Here is an 18,684-nt window from a genome sequence, read left to right as displayed (position 1 = left end):
TCCGGATCAAGTGGCGATAATGATTAATAAGTGAATGTGGCTTGGTCTACAACATGTGCAATGTGGCCGAGATATTCGTGGTTTCAATTTCCATTCCTGCTACTTAACCCCAGGCTTTTGAAGTTGTTCCCGTTGAGTGCGCCGAGTAGCGCAGCAGTTTCTGGATTAAGGGCTTGCGACTGTCTGAGCGTAGCGAGTTTGAGCAAGACCCCAGAAACTGTGAGCAACGCAGGTTGCCCGGCGTAGCCGGGACGCAGGAATCGGGTCGCCTTTTCTTTGCTTACATTTCTTTTCGGCGAAGCAAAAGAAAGGCACTCGCCCGACAAGGCGAAACAAAATCTCTCGCCAACCCCAGCATGTGTCAAGACCACCCACCTCACCTCCATAGCAAAAAAAACGGGAACCCATAGGCCCCCGTTCTCTCCACCCTCAACTCAAGCTCAAACCATCAAAAATCCACAGTCGCCGACATCAGCAACATCCTAGGCGTGCCTATACTCAACCCCATAGAACCTGACGCCGCAGCGGTAGAAGACCAATACTGCCGATCAAACAAATTCTCCACACTGGCCCGCAAGGTCAGCGGCTGACCATGCGCGGTAGTAGCATAGCGCGCGCCTATGTCAAAGCGCGTCCACGCAGGTATCTTGCGCGTATTGGCGGCATCGTAATACTGCGAGCTGCTGTAGATGCTGCGTGCGGTCAGCGTTAGGCCTTCCATGGGCGTATCCCACTCCCAGTTAAGGTTGAAGTTGGCACGTGAGGTGCCAAAGATGCGGTTGCCATCGTTAATGCCGCCTGCACTTTTCACCATTTCGGTATCCAGCAACATCAAGCCACCCAGCACGCGGTGATGCGTCCATGGCTCGCCAAACACATTCAGCTCAAGGCCACGGTTACGTTGCTTGCCGTTGATGCCAAACACCTGGCCTACGGCATAGGCCGTGGGTTGCTCAAGCTGGAACAGGCTGATGCTGGTGGCAAAGCTGCCAAAATCCAGCTTGGTGCCAATTTCCAGCTGTTTGGACTTCACCGGGGCCAGCAGGCCGCCTGCATTGGCGCATTCCAGGCCATTGCAGCCTGTGCCTGTGGGGATAACATCGCCCTGGCGCAGGCTTTCGATATAGCTACCAAAGACGGAAACCTGACGGTTGGGGCGAATCAGAAAAGCCGCCAGCGGCGTTAGCGTCTTTTCGTTATAGCGGGTGACATCTTCAAAGTTATGCGAGTTAACGTGTTGCGAGCGTGCGCCCAGCACCAGTTGCAGCTTGCCATCGAGCATGGTGAGGTTATCCACCAGGGCAATGCTGCCTAAATCGCTGGTATTGGTTTTGCTGATGTCATCGGCCAGGCCATTGAGGTTGGGGCTGAGCACCTGCGCGGGCGCGTAGATATTGGAATTAACCAGGCCCAGGCGGTGATCAAGGTTGCCATATTCCATGCGGTAACGATTGCCGGTCAGGGTGAGCGCATGTTTCACCGGGCCAGTTTCAAGGTTGGCACGCACGCCCACCTCTAACGAGCGCACGCGCTCATAGCGGCTGAACAAACGGCCGCGCACATTGCTGAAATTGCCGTTGCTGAGCACCACAGGGTTAACGCGTAAAAACTCATATTCGCCCTGGCGTGCGCCTGCGGCGGCAAACACTGTCCACTGGCTGTTGAGGTCATATTCACCGCGCGCGGCGCTGTAGTTATCTTGCGTGTTGGTGTAAGTCCAGGATGGCTCGTAGTTGTTATCTATGCGCTTGGCATCGGGCACTTGCGCCAGCACCCCGGCGGTGTTGGCCAGGGTGACGCGCTCTGGCGGTGCATTGATATTGCGCTTTTGGTGGCCTACATCCAGCGAGAGGCGCAGCGCTTCACCACGGAAATCCAGCGCCAGCGCACCCAGCGCGCTTTCACGCGATTGATGATCAAAGGCCAGCTCGCCTGGGTCTTGGTAAACGCCGTTAAAGCGTATGCCAAAGGCGTTATCGGGGCCAAAGCGGCGGCCTGCATCCATATGGCCACCAAATTGCGATTCACTGGCATGGCTGACGGTAAACTGGGTGATATCTTTATCACCCGCGCGCTTGGGCACAATATTAATCATGCCCCCTGCCCCACCGCCGCTGGGCACCATGCCATTCAACATGCCACTGGCACCCTTAAGCACCTCCACCCGCTCAGCAGATTCCGCCGCCACGGCATAGGTAGGCAAAATACCAAACAAGCCGTTGAACGCCACATCGCTATTCATAAACGTCACACCACGGATGGAAAACTGATCAAAGCGTCCGCCACGTGGGTTGCCGTTACGTACCGAAGGGTCGTTATCAATCACATCGGCAATGGTGGCCGCCTGGCGGTTTTGAATCATGCTGCTGGTATAAGCGCTGATGTTGAATGGCGTATCCATAAAATCACGGTTACCCAGCAGGCCCACGCGCCCGCCTGTGGCTACCTGACCGCCGCTATAGCTGGGCATCAGCGTATCAATCGAGGCGGTCTGGCGCTGCGCTGCCACCATGACCTCAGGCAGGCTGCCGCCATGCAGCGCTGATTCGGGCAGCTTTTTCAGGCCAAAATTGCCATTGCTGTTGACCACCACATCCAGCCCGCTGCCCTTGAGCAGCTTTTCAAAGCCCTGGTTTACGCTATGGCTGCCGCTCAGCCCGGCGCTGCGCTTGCCTGCCACCAGTTCTGGCTCAAAAGAAAGCAGAATGCCCGCCTGCTTGGCAAACTCAGTGAGCGCGGCCTCTAATGGCCCGGCACTTACCTGATAATGATGTTGGCTCAGGCTGGCATCTGCCAGCGTCTCAGCCGCCCACACGGGCTGCAACAGCGGCACACTGATGGCAGCAGCTAGCGATGCCTGCTGCAAGGCGTGCTTTAGCCTGCTGGCGGAAAATGGGGATGAGGTTGTAAATGATGAAAATGCGGATGCAGAAAGCTTCTGCGGCTGGTGAGACATGGTGCTTCCTTAACAATTAGCGGGTTTGCACCTGATATACCGAAGCAGAAAACAAAAACTGCAGAAAAATTTGAGACATATTTTAAAAAACACCTAAGCGCGCAAAAAATAACTAGCTAATGCCAGCTAGCTAAAGCCTGATTCTCAGCCAACTCAAGCCTGCGCCGCTGGCGGCAACACCCGCACCCAGTAATGCCAATATTGCACCACGCGCACAGGCAAAGTCTCTTGCACCGCTTGCAGCACCCGCTCTGGCTGCTGCAAGGGGAAAACGCCAGAAATAGTCAGCTGGGCCAGCGCCGGGTCACAGCTGATATGGCCACGACGATAACGGTTTAACTCCTGCAAAAACTGCCCCAGTGGCATGGCCCTGGCAATCAGCAGGCCATCTACCCAGGCGCTGGCATCTGGGTTTAGGCTTTGCACTGCGCCTATGCTGGCGCGGCTGAATTCTAACTGCTGCCCTGCCTGCACAATCTGCCGCTGCGCACCGTTATTCACCTCCACCGCCCCCTCAAACACCGCCAGCCCTATGCCCTGCTCACGCTGACGCACCAAAAAGCGCGTGCCCAGCGCCCGCAGGCTGCCCTGCGCGGTTTCTACAATAAATGGTCTGTGGGCGGTATTGGCCTGTTGTGCAGGTGATTCATGCCCGGTAGTCAGCAAAACCTCACCATGATAAAAACGCAGGCGGCGGGTGCTGGCATCAAAATCACTATCCAGCGCGGTGGCGGTGTTAAGCAGCAGCTCAGTGCCATCGGCCAGCATCACCCGCTTGTTTTGCCCCACCCGTGTGGTGTACTGGGCCAGCATGGGCTGCCAGGGTAATTGCTTATAACCCAGGCCCAGCAGCCCTGCACTGCCACTCACCAGCAACAACAGCTTGAGCGCCTGACGGCGCTGCATCAAAGCCTGCACCTTTTGCTCGGTGCGGGCGTTATCTGCCAGCGTTTGCATGGCCAGGTGTTTAATGGCGGGCGCAGGTGCCACCTGCTGCATGGGCTGCGATAAATCACGCAAGCGCTCCCAGGCCAGCTTATGTTGTGGGTGCTGCGCCTGCCAGCGCAGGCAGGCGGCGTGGTCTTCAGTGCTGGCATGGCCAGACTGCAAGGTCACCATCCAGGCAATGGCTTCTTCAACAACGCGTTGATCAGGGTGCATACGGCGAGGCAAAGCTAAAGAGGTTCAGCCGGGTAAGCCGCGGCATAACAGGCAGCATAAGCACGGGTCATATACTGCTGCACAGAGCTGAGGGAGACGCCCAACTGCTGGGCAATTTGCTGATAACTCAAGCCCTGCAACTGCGAGAGCAAAAACGTCTGCCGCACTGCATCTGGCAGGCTGGCCAACATATTATCCACCGCCAGCAGCGCCTCCAGCGCCAGTGCCTGCGCCTCAAGTGAGGGGATTTCTGCAGGCGGCAGGCTGGCCAGCGCCTGCATAAACTGCTGCTGCAGCACCGCACGGCGGTAATGATCTATGAGCAAACCTTTGGCTATCAGCGTGAGTAAAGCCTTGGCTTCAGTGAGGTAAAGCCGCTCACGTGCGCTGAGCACCCGGGTAAAGGTATCTTGCGCCAAATCTGCCGCATCATGCGGGCAGCCCAGGCGCTGATAAAGCCACTTCACCAGCCAGCGATGATGCTCTTGATAAAGTTGACCAATCAGAGAAAGGCTGAGGGCTGGCTGGGGTTTCATGAAAACGCAGGCTTAAACAGGCATTAAACGAGAATAGTTATTATTTTAATGCAGATTGCGTGCGCTTGCCAGCGCCCGGCACGGCGCTTGTTTAAGGGCTGGTACAACCTTGCAGTTTCTCCAGCCCTGCCCTTAAGGCTAATTTGAAGATTGCTTAATCAATCAAAGTCTTCATGGCCCTGCTCCGGCGCGTCTGGGCTTTCAGCACCCTCATGTTGACTTGCTGCACGTGGCTTAAATGCATCCGTAGAGGGGTAAGCATTTTCATAAGCCAGCTTGTGCAGCAGCGCCAGATTCACCAGCCGATATTTACCTATTCTTATCACAGGCAAATAACCCCGGTTAATCCATCCGGTAACGGTGTTAATAGACACCCCAACCAGATCAGCAAATTTGCTACGAGACATCACAGGCACAGCAGGTAATTGACTAGTTTTGATTGGGGTGTCCATAATCGCGCTAGGCTCCTTTGCATATCATTATAAATATATGTGATTTCACATACACCTCAAAACACACTGCAAGGACATTCACGCACACATGTCAAGCACTGCTGGAAGAAAAATAAGAACAATACGAGAAAGCCTGGACATGGGCAGGCAAGAATTCGCCGACATCACAGGCATCGCTAAAGGCACTTTGATTGGCATAGAACAAGGTAGGCATGAGCCAAAGGCAGGAATACTTGAAATTGTGGCAAAACACTGGCCAGAATTTGCGGCTTATTTACTTACAGACAACACAAGTGTGAAGCAGCGAAATCCAGAAAGTGATTCATTGGTCGATTAGTCGGTTAATCAGAAACAACTAATATCAATAAAAAAAAGAAGTTGAAATAAAATATTTGAAAAATAATCAACATCACTAAATTTTTATGGGGAGGCTTTAGTGATTAATCCAACAGATATTATTTTCGGTGTATTAAAGCAACTAATACCTATACTATTGATTATAGCGGCCATCAAGGTTGCAATACTCTTCCTCCGCGAATGGAATAAACCCAAACGATTCCGCTCAACTGGATTTAATGCTGATTTTCAACTTAATCCAGCCGATGTGGTAATTGACATACCTCCTAAGGCCAAGCCTCCATCGCTTGCAGCACCCTCAACCCCTGCTGAAAAACTACCTTACGAACAGCGCAAACCACTAACAGCAACTGAAGCAGTTTTCTACTATCGCTTAGTTAAAGCGCTGCCAGAGTGCATTATTCTTCCCCAAGTCCAGATCAGCCGATTTATCAGAATCAAAAATGCATCCTGGTTTAAAAGAGCCGGACAATCCTATGCACTACAAAATCGAATTGCTCAACAAAGTGTTGATTATCTTGTATGTCTCAGGGACTTCACAATCGTTGCCGCAATAGAATTGGACGATAGATCGCACAACAATGAAAAAATTAAACAACTGGATAAGAAAAAAGAAGAAAGTCTTAAAGCTGCTGGAGTTAATTTAATTAGATGGCATGCAGAATCAATGCCACTTTCGGAAGAAATAGCAAAAGCAATTAAACTAACTGCTTAGGGGGTAATCAGATGAGCAAAAAAATTGACATTGATCTTGCTGTGGGGAATGTTGGCCCGCATCAGAATTTCAAACAATCTGTAAAGACCAGCTCCTTAAAATTAGGCATATATGCGCCGAATGGCACGGGCAAGTCATTTCTAAGTAAATGCTTTCGATTAATCCGAAGTCAAGATGCAGTTAAAGCAAATAAATTGCTATCTTTCGGAAAGGATAGTGGTTCATTAGAGTTGAGCATTAATGATGGGTCAACAAGTAAAAAACTTGACATATATATTAAAAAAGGTGCCGCCCCTACTGTTTCAAATAAAACCGACTACATATTCCACGTTTTTAATAATGATTATACTAAAGATAATTTAGAGACATACAATTACAAGCCAAATGGAGAAATCGAAGGATATATTTTAGGAAAAATCCAAATTGACTTAACTAATGAAAAAATAAATTTAAATAACATCGAAAATAAAATTCAAAATAATCATAAAAATATTAGCGATAAATTTGCAAATGCCTTGCTTGATTTAGAAGGTCTAGGGATAAGAAAATCTATTACTGAATACAAAAATTTCTCATTAGAAAACTTGATGCAGAACAAATTAGATTATGATGAAAAAATATCTTTCAAAGAACTTTTAAAAGTAAATACGAAACTTAACACCATGCCGGATGACATACCGGATATTTTGGCATTCAACACAAATTTATCCCTAGATTTTTTAGACAATGCATTCAAAGTATTATCTTTGAGCCATGAAGTTAGTAGGATAGATGAGGCCTTTAAGGGTAAGGTCGTATCAAAACAATCTTTTATACAAGAAGGCTTAAAGCATCTGCAAGATGACTGCCCATTCTGCGAACAATCCTTATCCCAAGAAAGCAATAAACTAATTCAAGAATATAAAAATTATTTCAAAGGAAATGAAGCTAGTGTAATTGACAATTGCTCTATACTTATTCGGAACTTTGATAATTTAACTACCAAAATAAAATCAGCCAGCAGCACTGATGCCGTTTCAAAAAATAATTTCAACAAAGTAAAAGAATTCATTCCTTCATTTTCAGAAACCACGCTTGAAGATTTTGTTGGAACGGATTATGTAATTGAAATTATCAATAAATTTATTTCAATGTTGAAATCTAAAATTGAAAATATAGAAATTTATTTTCCTGAAAAAGATTTACTTCAAGGATTCTCATCAATAAAAGAATTCTCTGCGCAATTGGAAAAATACGAAAACACCAGAAATAAATTAATTCAAAAGATTAATTCTGTAAAAAATGATTCCGCTAATGAAAAATTAATTGTTAAAAAACGGTTATGCACTTCAAAATATTTGGAAGTGAAAAAATCTATTACTGATTTATTAATTGAAACAAATATTTTACTTGAAGAGAAAACAAAATTAAACACTGAAATATTGCTTAAAGAAAATTCCAATAAATCCAGCAAGAAAGATCTAGTAGCGAAAACATTTGAAACTTTACTTAGTCAAGTTTTCGAGAAGAAATACTCTTTAGATCATGAAAAATTTTGTTTGAAATTTGAAAAAAATACACTTCTTGATAATGCTAGTGATGTACTAAGTGACGGTGAGAAAAGCATAGTTTCGTTTTGCTTCTTTCTAGCTGAAACACATACTTTAATTGGCTCAGAAGAAGATTATGATAAATTATTTTTCATCATTGACGATCCAATTTCAAGCATGGATTTTCATTATGTATATTCAATTTCTCAGCTTTTAAGGCGGCTGGAACTTCTTTTCAACTTCGGAAGGTCAAGATTTTTACTTTTAACTCACAATATTGAATTTATGAGTTTGTTAATTCGGAATAATATTATAAGTGATAGTTTTTGCCTTTCAAATAATGAACTTAAATCGATTGGAAAGGAGCTTTTGATGCCTTATGAACAACATCTTAAAGATGTTTATGATACAAGTATCGGCAATAAAAAACCTTCTCACACAACGCCGAATTCCATTAGGCATATTCTTGAAACGGTAAACAGATTCGAGAATCCCTATTTATCATTAAGAGAATATTTAGACCAACACTTTTCTGCCAATGTTTACATTTACTCTATGATCAACGACTCTTCACATGGGGTTATTAGAAACGAAAAGGCTTATCTAGAGATCAATGTAATTAACAGTTGTAAGGATGTAATTGACTTCATTAATACAAAATTCTCTGGTCAAATCAAACTTATTTCTTCGCATTAATAATTGGAAAAATGCCCCCCAAGTTTTAGTTTCTTGAAAACTATTCTTCTACATTTTAGATTGGAGAGGTAGTCTTATTTAAGCCGTCAAATAAGCCGCCCCAATAATCCCCGCCTGATCGCCACTCCCAGAAACCACAATCTGGGTTTTATCTCTCAACACTGGAATCAAATCCTGATGCAGCTGATCCTTAAGCGCCTTCTGCATCAGCGGCCAGGCCTGGCTCATGCCGCCGCCTATCAGCACCAGGGCTGGGTCTAGGGTTTTAGCCAGGTGGGCAATGGCTATGCCCAGCGTGCTGCCAGCCAGGTCATAAGCCGCTTGGGCGTGGCTATCCCCTGCTTTGGCTCTGGCGGCAATCTCATGCGCCAATAACTGCTCACCTGTGGCCTCGGCATAGCTGGCAATTACGCCAGTGGCAGCGGCGTATTGCTCCAGACAGCCCAGGTTGCCACAGCCGCACTTTCTGCCGTGGGGGGTAACAATGATGTGCCCTACTTCCATGGCCATGCCGTGATCACCTGGGTAAGGCTGGCCGCCGTGTATCAGGCCGCCGCCCACGCCTGTGCCCAGGCCCAGGTAAACCATGCTGCGGGGTTTTTCTGCCAGCAGCATGTATTCACCAAAGGCGGCCACCAGCGCGTCATTTTCAACCTTTACTGGCAGGCCTAATAAATCAGATAGCTCGCCTGCCAGGTCTACATCGCGCAGGCCAGGCAGGTTGGGTGATTGCACTACCCGCCCACTCTCAGCTGATAAACCCAGGGAAGCCTATGCCCACGCCAGCCACGCGCGGGTATTCAGCCACTACTTGTTGTAGGGCGCTTAGGGTGATGCGCAATATTTCTTGCCAGGCGGTGGCCGGGGCGTGTTGTTTGCATATGCTAGAAAAATCCGCCGGAAAGCGCAGCTCATGCACTACTTCCAGCCCACGCACCACGCCAACTCGCAGGTTGGTGCCACCGATATCCACTCCCAGACGTTCTATTATTGTGCTCATCCCTATCACCTTTTATTATTAATTCATTGCTTTAAATTAATTATTTAACAAGCTGATTTTCTTAATATACTCAACTGAATTTTAATGTCACCACCACCTCCTGACTCAAGGCAGAAACTGGCCATTGCAGGGTTAAGGTCACGGCCTGCATGATTTTCTCAAACCCGGCTTCAGATTGAGAAACGGATAAATGCGGCGCGCTGCTGAACTGGCAAGGGATGCTGGTTTTAAGCTCTACCGCGCCCCCTAGTACTTCGTCTTCCAGAATGATTTTATCCAGGTTGTCCTGATTCAAAGGCTGGCCAAAGCCACCGGGTATGTGATCTCCCTGGCGGAAGCGCCCGGCCGGGCCATCGCAGCTGGGCATGGCCAGGTTGATTTCCACGCGCAGGTAACCATCGCTCACTTGTTCGTTGGCCAGGCTGTAGCTCACGCTCAGGCGCTGCTTATCCAGGCTGTAGCGCTTGCGCAGCAAGGCAGAGCTTTGGCTGGGCAAGATGGTGGCAAATTCGCAATCTGGCCCACCGTGATCGTCACGGCCATAGTGCAGTGGGTGATGGTTGCCACCGCCATCTACCCAGCTGTCATTGAATAGCGCGCGGCGGCGGCTATCGGTGGCCAGGTCTTCGGGTGATATTTCGTGCTTGGAGGTCATGTGGTCGTGCGGGTTGCCTATGCCCTCGCCGCTGTGCGCAGGGGCTTGCGCAGCATGCACTTTACGGTGGTAATGCTCGGCCTGCCGCGTCAGGCTATCGGCAAAGTTATGCTTGTGCTGGTAGCTATCCAGCTCGGCAATGGCGGCAGAGCCATCCAGCAATATGATGGCTTGCAGGCTGCCATTGTGCAGGAATAACTCATCATGGCCGTCCAGGTCTATATCCAGTATTTGCTGCTGCGGCCTGGCTTCAACTTCATCCAGCAGGGCCTCCAGGCGAATAATGGCCTGGTAAATAGCGCGGCGCAGGTGCGGCAGGTATAGCCCGCCAAACAGGCCGTGCCAGTAGGCATCGTTGGCCTGGGCTTCATACAGGGCGTGCAGCATGGCGGCGGTTTGCTTGGCCTTGGGCAAAGCGTGGTAGCGCTTGGAGAGTTCCAGCATGCGTTTGTGCATCCAGTTTGACTCTGGGTAGCGCATGAAGAAGTTACGCCAGATGCCGCCGCGCACATAGGGCTTGGTTTGTTCATAGCGATGACCATCGCGCTCACGGCTCACCAAATCGGCATATTCATGCGCCGCTGCGGCTGGCAGGGTCCACTCGTTCATTTCAATATATGAGGTGGTGGGCAGGTATACCACGCCCTTGGTGCGTGACTGCTGATGATAATCGGCATAGCGCATGGGTTTGATTATGTCGGAGTTGAGCACGCCTTCTATGAATTGGCGCAGCCAGCCGCGCTCATACACCCATTGGTAGGTTTCTGGCCAAATACCAAATTTTTCAATGTCATCAAAATATACAGCCGCCGCCTGGCCATCTTCTTGCGCCAGACTTTCCAGATAGCCCACAACTTCATGCGCGGGTGAAAACGGCAGGCGGTAACGCAAGGCCTCGGAGATGGGGAAGAGGTCTACCTTGCGGCCATCTTCTTCCGTGGTGTAAAAGCCATTGAGTACGCTGCTTTCTTTGCCGCTGCACATGAAGTGGTAGTCATCTACCGTGACGTAGCGTATGCCTGCATCTGCCAGCGCTGGCACTACGGATGATTCCCACACGCGCTCGGTGAGCCAGGCACCCACGGGCTGTTGCCCCAGCTCTTGCTTGAGGTATTTGGAGAGGGTGTTGATCTGCCCTACTCTATCGACCGAGGGTATGGAGGCCAGCACCGGCTCGGTAAAGCCTGCGCCAAATAATTCGGCCTGGCCGCGCTCTACCATCTCGCGCAGCAGGGCCATATCTTCAGCAAAGTGCTTGAGCATGTATTCCAGCAGCCAGCCACTGAGGTGTATGGCAAAGTGAAAATCCGGGTATTCATGCAACACGCGGATAAAAGGCCCGTAGCAGCGTTGATGTGCGTCGTCCAGCACGCTCTCGAAGTTGCCTACGGTTGGTGGGCGTGTACGCCCAGTAGTAACGCAACGGTTTTAGCCAAGTCTTGCTCCTATCTCAGGGGGGTTAGGGAGTTTCTTGCCCTCTACGCATGGTGCCTGCATTGGCTGCCGATGATGTGCTGGCACCACTGCTGATGGATTGCTGCAGGTTGGCAGGCGGTTCCAGGTTGAGTAAATGGTAGAGATTGCTCAGGTTGCGTCTATAAAGCTGGTCAAAGCTGCTCACGCTGATGGCGGAGTTGTAATCACCAAACCACCAGAACCAGTCTGAGCCTTCACATATGGCCAGTTGGCGCGCCACTGCCGCTTGCTCGTCATCATTGAGCAGGCCTTCACGCAATACTTCGTCATAGGCTTGCTTGGCCTCGCACAGCAAATCCCAGCCCAGGTTTTTATCTGGGCTGCCTATCCAGGTGCTAAAGCTGCCATACACCCAGCTACCCGCCGCTATGGTTGGCAAATGCCCCAGCGGCAGGTTAGAGCTGGGCTTGCGGCATTGGCTGGCAATTTCGCTGGGGGTGGCCAAAACAATATGCTCATGCTCGCTCAAGGCGGCATACAGCTGGCTCAGGAAGTAATAGCCGTTGTAGGGGTAGTATTCCCAGGCGTTTTCACCATCGAGTATCACGCTGACTACTCTGGATTTTTCACTGCTATTGCCCGCATGGATTTGCTCCAGGCTGGCAATAAAGTCGGCTACGGCTTGGTCTGCATGTTGGGTGGAGTATTCAAACCCGATTTTGTCGGAGAGGTGATCATCGCGGAAGAAGCAGATGATGTCTTGCAAGCCACTGCTGACGCGGTAGGGTTTGTAGAGGTATTCCTGCCGCGGTGGTAGCTCGCTGGTATCAAAGGATTTATACAGGCTGTTGGCCAGCACGCCCTCCCCGGTGGCGGCCCATTGCACGCCGTGTTCTGCCAGCAATGTAAGCGCCTCATACGATACCGCACCTTCGGCGGGCCACATGCCTTTGGGCAGTTTACCAAAGCGTTGTTTGTGCGAGGCTTGCGCTTCTTCTATATGCGCGCGGGCACGTTGGCGGCCATCGGGATATTGCAGGGTATGCGGCAAGGGGGCATAAGGCATGGCGTCGCGCGTGGAGCGAAAATCCAGTAGCAGCGGCAATATGGGGTGGTAATGTGGGGTGCTGGAAATTTCAATCTGGCCGCTGGTTTCCAGGGCGCGGTAGCGCGGGATTAAGCCACTGATTAACTCGGCAATCACCCGCAGCAGTGTCTGCCTGTCTTCCAGCGTAAACTGGCTGCCCTTTTCCATCAGGGCTTGTATCTCGCTGCTGTTGCGCCTGACGCTCTCCCCGGTCCAGGCCAGGTGATACCAGACAATAAGATCGGCCATGTATTGGCCGGAAAGGTAGTTGAACATGCTCTGGCCCAGCGGCTCAAGCTTGGTGTACATATTGTGCAGGCACTGGTAGTAGGCAAATGGTGCCAGCATTTTTTCGTGATGGCCCTTGAAGCAGCTATCGAGGATGAGGTAGCGCTCTTCCTCGTTTAGGGCGTTCATGTCCTCCTTGGCTAGCAGCGCCAGCAAGGGGTCGCGCAGGTGGCCCTGTGCAAACTGCTGGCTGTAATCTTCCAGCTGATCCAGCAATACGGGTACAAAGTTGAAGCTGGCGCGGGCCTTGGGGTTGCTTTCAAGGTGATACGCCATATCGGTGTAGTCCTTGATGGCGTGCAGATAGGTCCAGGGCAGCACGTATTCACCGCTTAAGGTATCGCGGTAATCGGGCTGATGCATGTGCCAGTACAGGTTGAGGTAAAGCTTTGGAGCAGTCATATCCACCTTTACGTTTAGTGCTTAAACAGTCTTGCTTAAACAATGGCTTGGCTGGATTATTTAATTTAACACTTTAAACAAAATACTCTCAGCCAAGCTTTTCAATCAACGTGCGGTACCGCCTGTGTTACTCGCTTGTTCAGCGTATATGGTGCAGGTTTTGCCCCAGCATATCGGGTGTTACCAGCACCACGCCTGACTCTGTGACATGGAAGCGTTTTTTATCCTGCTCCAGATTTACGCCTATTTCCATACCATCCGGGATACGCGCGCCGTTATCCACCACCACCCGCTTTAATATCACGTGGCGGCCTACATCTACCTTGGGTAATAGCACCGAGTGCTCAATGCTGCTATAGCTATTAACCCTGACATCGGAAAACAGCACAGAGTTTCGTATATTGGCGCCGCTGATGATGCATCCACCAGAAATCAGTGAGTCTGTGGCATGTCCGCGCCGCTCTTCGTTATCAAACACAAACTTGGCTGGCGGCAATTGCTCCTGATAAGTCCAGATGGGCCATTGCCTGTCATAGAGGTTAAGCTCGGGCACCACTTTGGTTAGCTCCATATTGGCTTCCCAATAGGCATCCACGGTCCCAACATCGCGCCAGTAGTAGTTGCCATCGGCTGCACCCACGCAACTATCAGTAAAGCGATGCGCAAACACGCGGTATTTTTTGATGAGATAAGGGATGATGTCATGACCAAAATCATGGCTGGAGTGCGGGTCATCGGCATCGCGTATCAGTTGTTCATACAAAAACGCGGCGTTGAAGACATAAATGCCCATGCTGGCCAACACATGGTCAGGGTCGCCGGGCAGGCCTTCTGGGTCTTTGGGTTTTTCCTTGAAGTCTCTGATGCGGTCTTGCTCATCCACGCTGACTACGCCAAAAGCGCTGGCTTCCCTCACGGGCACATGCACGCAAGCCACGGTCATGTCGGCCTTGTTGCGCACATGGGCTGCCAGCATCTGGCCGTAATCCATTTTGTAAATATGATCGCCCGCCAAAATCAGCACAAACTCAGCGCTGGTCTGGCGCAGGATATCTAGGTTTTGAAACACGGCATCGGCCGTGCCTTTGTACCATTCTTCCTGCACGCGTTGCTGCGCGGGCAGCAGCTCAACAAATTCGTTGAACTCACCACGCAAGAAACCCCAGCCGCGCTGGATATGCTGAATCAGGGTGTGCGCCTTGTATTGCGTCACCACGCCTATGCGACGTACGCCAGAGTTGATGCAATTGGACAGCGGAAAATCAATGATGCGGAATTTGCCACCAAACGGCACGGCCGGCTTGGCCGTCCAGTTGGTGAGGTCCTTGAGGCGGCTACCCTTGCCGCCAGCGAGTATCAGGGCCACAGTATTCTTGGTTAAGGTACTTACGAAACGAGAAGAACTTAGTTCTGGCTGCTGCATTTTGGCTCCTCCTGATTTATAGTTGGTGCTTCGCTTTTTGTATGCCCTGACGGGCGAGGCGGAACAGACGTATCCCCTTTATACTGCTTGCTCTGAACCATTATAGGCACGAAGGTTCCTACTCGCTATTACCAGCATGGAAAAATCCTTGTTACCCGGCATGACCCCTATAACTGCGTGCTCTCACAAGACTGGATATTCAGATTGGCGAAAACAAGATTAGACCCTCAGTTCTCCCACATTCTCAACGCACGCCACCATGATCCATTTTCTTATTTAGGCTTGCATCAAAGTGGGCAGCAATATGTGCTGCGCGTGTTTCAGCCGCATGTGGCCAATGTTTGGGTGCATGACGGCCAGGCCTGGCAGCCGTTGCAGCGTGTGCATGAAAGCGGTTTGTTTGAGTGGATGGGCAGTGTTGCGCCCCCTGTGCCTTGCAGGCTGAAGCTTGAATCCAACGGCCATAGCTGGGAAACCCATGACGCTTATTCTTTCTGGACTGCGCTTTCCAGCGATGAGCTTTATCTGTTTGCCGAAGGCAGGCTGAAGCAGGCTTACCAAACCTTTGGTGCCCATGCTGGCGAGCAACAGGGTGTGGCAGGCGTGCGCTTTGTGGTGTGGGCGCCCAATGCCGAGCGTGTGAGCGTGGTGGGCAATTTCAATCACTGGGATGGCCGCGTACATGCGATGCGCGCGCATGGCGGCAGCGGCGTTTGGGAGATTTTCATCCCTGGGCTGGATGCTGGCAGCCTGTATAAATTCGAGATTCGCAATCGCCATAGCGGCCAGGTGTTTACCAAGACCGACCCTTATGGCTTCAGCTTTGAGCACCTGCCCGGCACCGCCGCCAAGGTAACCCCGGCCAGCCATTACGCCTGGCAAGATAGTGCCTGGCTGCAAAAGCGTGGTCAGGCAGAATGGCTGCATGCGCCCTTCAACTGCTATGAAATTCATTTAGGCTCATGGCGGCGCAACGCCAATGGCGGCTTTCTCAGTTACCGCGAATTAGCCGAACAGTTGCTGCCTTATGTGCTGGAAATGGGCTATACCCATATTGAATTGCTGCCCGTCTCTGAGCACCCGCTTAATGAGTCCTGGGGTTATCAGACCACAGGTTATTTTGGCATTACCAACCGCTTTGGCAGCCCGGATGACTTCCGCTACTTTGTAGACCAATTCCACCAGGCTGGCATAGGTGTGTTGCTGGATTGGGTGCCAGGGCACTTCCCCAAGGATGATTGGGCGTTGGCACGTTTTGATGGCTCGGCCTTGTTTGAGCATGAAGACCCACGCCTGGGCGAGCATCAGGATTGGGGTACATATATCTTCAATTACGGCCGCAATGAAGTAAGAAACTTTTTGCTGGCCAGCGCGCATTACTGGCTGGCGGAGTTCCATATCGACGGCTTGCGTGTCGATGCCGTGGCCTCGATGATTTATCTGGATTACTCGCGCAAGGCAGGTGAATGGCTGCCCAACCGCCATGGCGGCCGGGAAAATCTGGAGGCGATTGATTTTCTCAAGCAGCTCAACATCATGGTGCATGAGGATTTCCCCGGTGCGCTCACCATAGCCGAGGAATCCACCGCCTGGCCCATGGTCTCGCGGCCTGTCTATTTAGGTGGCCTGGGCTTTTCCATGAAGTGGAATATGGGCTGGATGAATGACACGCTGGCTTATATGGCGCATGACGCAATACATAGGCGCTTTCATCACGACAAGCTGACTTTTGGCCAGGTGTATGCCTACAGCGAGAACTTTGTGCTGCCCTTCTCCCATGACGAGGTAGTACACGGCAAGCACTCTTTGCTGGATAAAATGCCTGGCGATGCCTGGCAGAAGTTTGCCAATGTGCGCCTGCTGCACACTTACCAGATGACCATGTCTGGCAAAAAGCTCAACTTTATGGGCAATGAAATTGCCCAGGGCCGCGAGTGGAACGTTAACAGCAGCCTGGATTGGCCCTTGCTGGAGCGTGAGTGCCACAAGGGTGTACAGCGCCTGACCCAGGATTTATCCCGCCTGTACAAAGAATTGCCTGCTTTGCATGACCTGGATTTTGACCCGCATGGCTTTGAATGGGTAGATTGCAGCGATAGTGATCAGTCCATCATCAATTATTTGCGCCGTGCGCGCGATGGCAGCTTTGTGCTGGTAATGCTCAACTTTACCCCGGTGCTGCGCACTGGCTACCGCGTGGGTGTGCCTGAGGCCGGGCAGTATCGCGAGCTATTTAATAGCGATGCTGAATATTACGGCGGCAGCAATCAGGGTAATGGCCAAGGCATGCAGAGCGAAGCCTTGCCATGGATGGGGCAAGCGCAATCATTGCTGGTGACCCTACCCCCCTTGGGCGGCGTTATTTTGCAACATCAGCCAGGCTGAGCAATCATTGGGGGCGCTAGGCTGGCTTTGAGGTTCAGATTTGAGGTTTAGATTTAAAGGCCAGATTTAAAGTTCTGGTTTAAGGGCCTGATTGAGCAGGAATAGCAGCGGGGAAACAATAAAAATGATATATTCGCACCTTATTTTTATCCCCCCATCCCCCCCGATGAGTAAATCCAATGAGTGAATATAGTGCCGTAGCCAGGCGTTATGTCTATTCCAGCTTTTATCTGTTGCTGACAGGCTATCTTTTCCCAATCCTTGCCCTGACCCTCACCGATGTGATGGATAACCCGGAGCTGTTCTTTAGCAGCCTGGGGCTGACCATCGTCTGCACGGCATGCTCCATGGGTCTGAATTTTGTTATCGACCGCCACATTCTTGATGTAAAAACCTTGAAAAAGCAAAACAGCAGCAAGTTCCGCCAGCGTTTTCTTGACCGCAACAAGTCATTGTTCCGTATTTACCAGTTGACCGACCTGCTGTGTATTTCCAATCTGCTGCTTTGCCCGGTGGCTTTTTATTACATTGCGTATTTCCATGGTTTTTAACTGCCCCTCTCTGCTGCGGAGTTTTGCCCGAGAGGCTTAACTCCTGCCCAGAAAACCTAGGCTGAGGCATGGCCAGTTACCTGCCGAATTAAGAGATCAGGTGTTCCAGCTCGCTTGCCCAGACAGTTGATCCGCAATGGATCGATTCTCCTGCCTGTGCCATGCCTGTATGTTGAAATCAGTGGCGTTGCCATACACCACAAACAACCGCTAGCGATGTTCATTGCTATTTGATGCTTTCTCCCGGATTATATTTTTGTGACAAGTTACTAATAATTGACACGAAATAGTGGCAGACTTTTTGCTCCTGACTTCTTCCTAACAAAGACTGATAAGGAGTAAAAGTTTTGAACTTGCCCAATATGGCCTTACCCGCATTGTCTGTGGTGGTGCCTGTCCGCAATGAGCAGGACAACATAGCGCCACTGGTGCAAGAGATTGTGGGAGCGCTCTCTGGCATGGAATACGAGATTATCTATGTGGACGATGGCAGCACCGATGCCACGCTGGATAGCTTGAAATCCATGCAAGCTTTGCATGGTGTGCGCATTATTCGTCATGCAAAAAGTTGCGGGCAAAGTACCGCCGTGCGTAGCGGTGTATTGGCAGCAAGTTATGATTGGATTGCCACGCTGGATGGCGATGGGCAGAACAATCCCTATGATATCCCCAAGCTATTGGCAGCTCTGGAGCCTGGCGTGGAGCTGGTAGGTGGCAACCGCCGCCAGAGCCGTCAGGATGGACCAGTCAAGCGCTTGTCATCGGTGATAGCCAATGGCGTGCGCTCGCGCCTGCTGCGTGACGATACGCCAGATACAGGCTGTGGGCTTAAGCTGTTTCAACGTGCGGCCTTCCTCGACCTGCCCTATTTCGACCATATGCACCGTTTTTTACCCGCCCTGATCAAGCGCCGTGGCGGGCGTGTGGTTTCGGTGCACGTCAGCCATCGCAAGCGCGAACATGGTGCATCCAACTATGGCACGCTGGATAGATTGTTGGTGGGTATTGTTGACCTGGCAGGTGTGGCCTGGCTGCAAAGACGGGCCAAGCTGCCTCAGCGTACGGAGATCTAGAC

General features: G+C 50.8%; 13 protein-coding genes and 1 pseudogene. 6 read left to right on the top strand and 8 right to left on the bottom strand.

What is annotated here, in order from left to right:
- Positions 1–448 precede the first annotated feature (448 nt).
- The 4 genes from JCM2850_RS03220 to JCM2850_RS03200 all read right to left on the bottom strand — a co-directional run bounded on the left by JCM2850_RS03220 (position 449) and on the right by JCM2850_RS03200 (position 5,060).
- Entirely contained in the window at positions 449–2,866 is a 2,418-nt protein-coding gene (locus JCM2850_RS03220) for a TonB-dependent receptor (protein WP_036265380.1), read from the bottom strand.
- 243 nt (positions 2,867–3,109) lie between these two features.
- Positions 3,110–4,117, bottom strand: coding sequence for a FecR domain-containing protein (locus tag JCM2850_RS03210; protein ID WP_025869753.1), 1,008 nt, complete (start codon positions 4,115–4,117; stop codon positions 3,110–3,112).
- Positions 4,118–4,131: 14 nt separating this feature from the next.
- On the bottom strand, positions 4,132–4,653 hold the full coding sequence (locus tag JCM2850_RS03205; RefSeq protein ID WP_025869752.1) for a sigma-70 family RNA polymerase sigma factor: 522 nt from the start codon (positions 4,651–4,653) through the stop codon (positions 4,132–4,134).
- 158 nt (positions 4,654–4,811) lie between these two features.
- Positions 4,812–5,060, bottom strand: a complete 249-nt coding sequence (locus JCM2850_RS03200; RefSeq protein WP_234406053.1) for a MerR family transcriptional regulator — start codon at positions 5,058–5,060, stop codon at positions 4,812–4,814.
- Positions 5,061–5,193: 133 nt separating this feature from the next.
- Between JCM2850_RS03200 and JCM2850_RS03195 the strand changes: the two genes are divergently transcribed.
- The 3 genes from JCM2850_RS03195 to JCM2850_RS03185 all read left to right on the top strand — a co-directional run bounded on the left by JCM2850_RS03195 (position 5,194) and on the right by JCM2850_RS03185 (position 8,402).
- Complete coding sequence (locus JCM2850_RS03195; protein WP_081774924.1) at positions 5,194–5,442, top strand: helix-turn-helix transcriptional regulator; 249 nt, start codon at positions 5,194–5,196, stop codon at positions 5,440–5,442.
- A gap of 99 nt (positions 5,443–5,541) precedes the next feature.
- Entirely contained in the window at positions 5,542–6,177 is a 636-nt protein-coding gene (locus tag JCM2850_RS20215) for a DUF2726 domain-containing protein (protein WP_025869749.1), read from the top strand.
- Positions 6,178–6,188: 11 nt separating this feature from the next.
- Complete coding sequence (locus JCM2850_RS03185; protein ID WP_025869748.1) at positions 6,189–8,402, top strand: AAA family ATPase; 2,214 nt, start codon at positions 6,189–6,191, stop codon at positions 8,400–8,402.
- Between the two features lie 78 nt (positions 8,403–8,480).
- Here JCM2850_RS03185 and JCM2850_RS16740 read toward each other — a convergent pair.
- The 4 genes and pseudogenes from JCM2850_RS16740 to glgC form a co-directional block, all read right to left on the bottom strand.
- A pseudogene (locus JCM2850_RS16740) lies at positions 8,481–9,402 on the bottom strand (ROK family protein).
- Between the two features lie 70 nt (positions 9,403–9,472).
- Positions 9,473–11,428: an alpha-amylase/4-alpha-glucanotransferase domain-containing protein gene (locus JCM2850_RS16735; RefSeq protein ID WP_369384810.1), complete on the bottom strand. Its 1,956-nt coding sequence runs from the start codon at positions 11,426–11,428 to the stop codon at positions 9,473–9,475.
- Positions 11,429–11,516: 88 nt separating this feature from the next.
- The gene (locus JCM2850_RS03170; protein WP_025869747.1) at positions 11,517–13,250 is read right to left on the bottom strand and encodes a glycoside hydrolase family 57 protein; all 1,734 of its coding nucleotides are present in this window, start codon (positions 13,248–13,250) and stop codon (positions 11,517–11,519) included.
- Between the two features lie 139 nt (positions 13,251–13,389).
- Complete coding sequence (gene glgC, locus JCM2850_RS03165; protein WP_025869746.1) at positions 13,390–14,673, bottom strand: glucose-1-phosphate adenylyltransferase; 1,284 nt, start codon at positions 14,671–14,673, stop codon at positions 13,390–13,392.
- 204 nt (positions 14,674–14,877) lie between these two features.
- Here glgC and glgB point away from each other — a divergent pair, with 204 nt between their 5' ends.
- The 3 genes from glgB (at position 14,878) to JCM2850_RS03150 (ending at position 18,682) form a co-directional block, all read left to right on the top strand.
- Positions 14,878–17,058 carry a 1,4-alpha-glucan branching protein GlgB gene (gene glgB / locus JCM2850_RS03160; protein WP_025869745.1) on the top strand — a complete coding sequence of 727 codons (2,181 nt, stop codon included), beginning with the start codon at positions 14,878–14,880 and terminating at the stop codon, positions 17,056–17,058.
- Between the two features lie 179 nt (positions 17,059–17,237).
- Positions 17,238–17,609, top strand: coding sequence for a hypothetical protein (locus JCM2850_RS03155; protein ID WP_025869744.1), 372 nt, complete (start codon positions 17,238–17,240; stop codon positions 17,607–17,609).
- 347 nt (positions 17,610–17,956) lie between these two features.
- Positions 17,957–18,682 carry a glycosyltransferase family 2 protein gene (locus tag JCM2850_RS03150; protein ID WP_234406052.1) on the top strand — a complete coding sequence of 242 codons (726 nt, stop codon included), beginning with the start codon at positions 17,957–17,959 and terminating at the stop codon, positions 18,680–18,682.
- The last annotated feature ends 2 nt before the right edge of the window (positions 18,683–18,684 follow it).

Source organism: Methylobacillus glycogenes JCM 2850, from assembly GCF_000617925.1.
GTDB classification, from domain to species: Bacteria; Pseudomonadota; Gammaproteobacteria; order Burkholderiales; family Methylophilaceae; genus Methylobacillus; species Methylobacillus glycogenes.
This window is presented reverse-complemented; position numbering and strand designations above follow the sequence as displayed.

Bases quoted from the DNA above. Each gene is read 5' to 3' on its own strand.
- JCM2850_RS03210 (WP_025869753.1), bottom strand. From the start codon at position 4,117: ATGCACCCTGATCAACGCGTTGTTGAAGAAGCCATTGCCTGGATGGTG.
- JCM2850_RS03205 (WP_025869752.1), bottom strand. From the start codon at position 4,653: ATGAAACCCCAGCCAGCCCTCAGCCTTTCTCTGATTGGTCAACTTTAT.
- JCM2850_RS03200 (WP_234406053.1), bottom strand. From the start codon at position 5,060: ATGTCTCGTAGCAAATTTGCTGATCTGGTTGGGGTGTCTATTAACACC.
- JCM2850_RS03195 (WP_081774924.1), top strand. From the start codon at position 5,194: ATGTCAAGCACTGCTGGAAGAAAAATAAGAACAATACGAGAAAGCCTG.
- JCM2850_RS03185 (WP_025869748.1), top strand. From the start codon at position 6,189: ATGAGCAAAAAAATTGACATTGATCTTGCTGTGGGGAATGTTGGCCCG.
- JCM2850_RS03170 (WP_025869747.1), bottom strand. From the start codon at position 13,250: ATGACTGCTCCAAAGCTTTACCTCAACCTGTACTGGCACATGCATCAG.
- glgC (WP_025869746.1), bottom strand. From the start codon at position 14,673: ATGCAGCAGCCAGAACTAAGTTCTTCTCGTTTCGTAAGTACCTTAACC.
- JCM2850_RS03155 (WP_025869744.1), top strand. From the start codon at position 17,238: ATGAGTGAATATAGTGCCGTAGCCAGGCGTTATGTCTATTCCAGCTTT.